The sequence below is a fragment of the Kitasatospora sp. NPDC049285 genome (genome assembly GCF_040678815.1).
Lineage (GTDB): Bacteria > Actinomycetota > Actinomycetes > Streptomycetales > Streptomycetaceae > Kitasatospora.
The window spans coordinates 1-3,323 of the sequence record NZ_JBFAQR010000134.1; the positions used below are offsets into that span (position 1 = coordinate 1).

Sequence of the window (3,323 nt, forward strand, 5' to 3'; positions counted from 1 at the left end):
CGATGTGCTGTGGGCGATGCTGCGTGACAAGAGGCTGTTCACCTCCGCCCCGTCGGTCACGCAGACGGCTTGACACGATCATTGAGATTCCTTCCTCCTACCCGCCTGAGCTGCGCCGTCGTGCGGTGCGCATGGTCGCCGAGGTCCTCGGTGACTACCCGAACGAGTCGGCCGCGCTGCGGGCCGTCGCTGAGAAGCTGGGCATCGGTTCGGCCGAGACGCTGCGCAATTGGGTGCGCCGGGACCAGGTCGACTCCGGGCAGCGCCCGGGCACGACCACGGAGGAGTCCGCACAGATCAAGGCGATGAAGAAGGAGATCGCCGAGCTGAAGCGGGCGAACGAGATCCTCAAGGCCGCGGCGAGTTTCTTCGCGGCCGAGCTCGACCGGCCACACCAGCGCTCGTAGCGTTCATCGACGAGCACCGGGGCCGCTTCGGCGGCGTCGAGCCGATCTGCCACGTGCTGACCGAGCACGGCTGCAGCATCGCCCCTTCCACCTACTAAGCCTTCAACACCCTTCCGCCTTCAGCGCGTTCAGTGCGCGACGCAGAACTGAAGACGCTGATCAAGCATGCCTTCGAGGCCAACTTCCGCGTCTACGGCGCCCGCAAGATCTGGCACGAGCTGAACCGCCGGGGTCACACCGTGGCCCGCTGCACCGTCGAGCGCCTGATGCGTGAACTCGGCATCACCGGCGCGGTCCGCGGCAAGCACGTGATCACCACTCTTCCCGGCGGGCAGGTCGACCGCGCCCCCGACCTGGTCGAGCGCGACTTCGTCGCCGGCGCCCCGAACCGCTGCTGGGCCGCGGACTTCACCTACGTCAGGACCTGGGCCGGGATCGTGTACGTCGCCTTCGTCGTGGACACTTTCTCCCGCCGGATCGTCGGCTGGTCCGCGGCCACCGTCAAGCAGACGGTGTTCGTCCTGGACGCGCTGGAGATGGCGATCTGGCAGCGCGACCGCGACCAGAACCCTGTCGTGCCAGGCGAGTTGGTCCACCACAGCGACGCGGGCAGTCAGTACACGTCGTTCCGCCTGGCCGAGCACCTCGAAGCAGTGGGCATCGCGGCGTCCATCGGCTCGGTCGACGATGCCTACGACAACGCCCTCATGGAGAGCACGATCGGGCTGTTCAAGACCGAGCTGATCAAGCCCCGGCGCCCATGGCGGACCCTCTCGCAGGTCGAGCTCGCCACGGCCGAGTGGGTCGACTGGTACAACCACCGCCGACTCCACGGTGAGATAGGCCACGTCCCGCCCGTCGAGTACGAGACCAACTACTACCTGGCAACCGCAAAACCACTGGCCAAAGCCATCATCTGAGCTCTCTACCGAACCCGGGGCGGTTCAGTTAGACCGCCGCCAGGCTCGGCCTGGCCGGTCCAGGGTAGGCGCAGCCCATCGTGTCAGTGACGCTGGAGGCGCCCTTGACGGGGCGCCGTAGTTTGCGAGTGGAGCTGCTTGGTTTGCGACCTTGTCCCCGCACGGTGCTCCGCACTGCCAAGGCCTGGGAGCCTGCCGATCAGCACATGGTTGAATCAGCGGATGAGTGAGCCCTTTGTCGACCTGGGCGTCGTTACAGCACCGTCCGGCGTGCTGGTCCTGGGGATGGCCGGCTGGATCGACCAATGGTCCGAGCACGGCGCCCCGCTGTCCGAGCGGGCACTGGCCGCCGGGCAGCGCGGCGGCGGCCACCTCCACGAGCCTGCGGACGGCCCGAGCGAGGAGTGGTTCTGTGAGGCGGTCGCAGTGCCGGCCGCGCCTGATCGGCCGCTGAACGTCCGCGCACAGACGTGGAATTCGTACGACGGGCCGGTCATCACGGTCCTGGAAGTCGACCTCGGCCTGCCCTGGCCGGGCGATCCCGGCGGAGAGCCCATCCTCCTCGGCGACCTGCCGGTCGACCGGTGCGGCATGGTCCTCGGGGACGCCCGCGCCCTCGACTCGTTCGTCGGGCTGTCCGGCGAGTCGATCGACGGGCTCGCCGACGTCACCTACTGGGGGAAGTACGAAGACGACGCCCACGCCCGTTTCGGCGGCGACCCGATGTCGCAGGTCGACGGGCGCGGCGGTCCCTACGGACACCTCGATCTTCCCCTCCATGAGGCTCAGGAGCTCGCCGACCGGATCCGGGACTGGCTGTCGAACGGGCCCCGCATCGGCCTGCTGGTCTCCGCGGACGCCCACACCCACTTCCACCTGCTCGACCGGGCCGGCGAGAGCCACCCCCTGCTGGCGGGGCAGATCGAGCTCGACGGATCCCGGATCATTCAGCTGGGCTGGGATCCCGGCGACCACTCCATGCGCCACCGCGGCGAACGCGCCTACGGGCAGGTCTACGCCGTCACCCTGGAACGGGCCGACGCCACCACCCTGCTGCGCTGGACCATCCCCGCGGAAACCGACGGCCCCGAATAGGAAGCCATGCCGGAGGACGGGCGGCCCCGCGGCCCTCGCTCACCGATTTCTCGCCACTTGCTTCGAGGTTCAACGAGCTGGGGAATCGTGAGCGGGGGTGGGGAATTCCGAGGCTCTGGCCGCGATTGCGTGAATGATCTTCCCGCCCCCGCCCCCGCCCCCGCCCCCGACCCCGTGGTCGGCCAGAGCCGCCTGGTTGGACGGGATGACTGGTGAGCGTGATCTGCGGCTGGGAAAAGGGCGGCGAAACGGTCTCCTGGGCACCTATTATCGGCTCCGTGATGTCGCGAAGGTCAGATGCCGCGTAAGTCCCCGCGCCTGGTGCGCGCCAGCCTCACTGATCGCCAAGGGCATGACTCGGTCAGCACGCTGCTGACCACTGCGTGCCCTGGGCCACCCATGTGCAGCGCTGTACACACGTACCTCTATGTCGATGGCCTTGACTTGATCGCGCGCAGTTACAACGGTGCAAGCGGTGATCATCCGAACCGGCTGCTCAGGCCCGGAGGCCCCCTCTATCCGACTGATCAAGCCCGGACTGTGGATGTTGTGACCCAAGAGCTGGGCTCCAACACCGCCTCCGAGGTCTGTATCCGGATCCGGCTCCGAGGTCAGACGGTGGTCTGGGACGATCTGATGTACCCAGGTGCTGACGACCGGGTCATCGAAGAAGTTCGATTTGACCTGACCCAGTACCTAACTGCGATCGAACATGGCTACTCGCGATGGGGCCGTGGCGCGTGATGCGTACCAGCGGAAACACCAGCGGCTTTCATTTAGAGGGCGTTTCGTCCCGTTGTTTTGTTCGGAGATGAATGGCTTGGTCATGGTTCATGTGCCGCGCCATGTCGGGGTGGTTTCGTTGGTGAGTCGGCGGGTCATGAGGTTGATCATCGCGAGG

General features: G+C 67.0%; 1 protein-coding gene and 1 pseudogene. Both read left to right on the forward strand.

All coding sequences use genetic code 11. The annotated features are described in order from the left end of the window. Nucleotides 1-131: 131 nt before the first annotated feature. A pseudogene (locus AB0K51_RS34680) lies at nucleotides 132-1,327 on the forward strand (IS3 family transposase). Between the two features lie 222 nt (nucleotides 1,328-1,549). Beyond that, complete coding sequence (locus AB0K51_RS34685; RefSeq protein ID WP_363462260.1) at nucleotides 1,550-2,422, forward strand: hypothetical protein; 873 nt, start codon at nucleotides 1,550-1,552, stop codon at nucleotides 2,420-2,422. Nucleotides 2,423-3,323: the final 901 nt, after the last annotated feature.

Excerpts from the sequence above, each read along its gene's own strand:
- AB0K51_RS34685 (WP_363462260.1), top strand. The coding sequence starts at position 1,550 with ATGAGTGAGCCCTTTGTCGACCTGGGCGTCGTTACAGCACCGTCCGGC.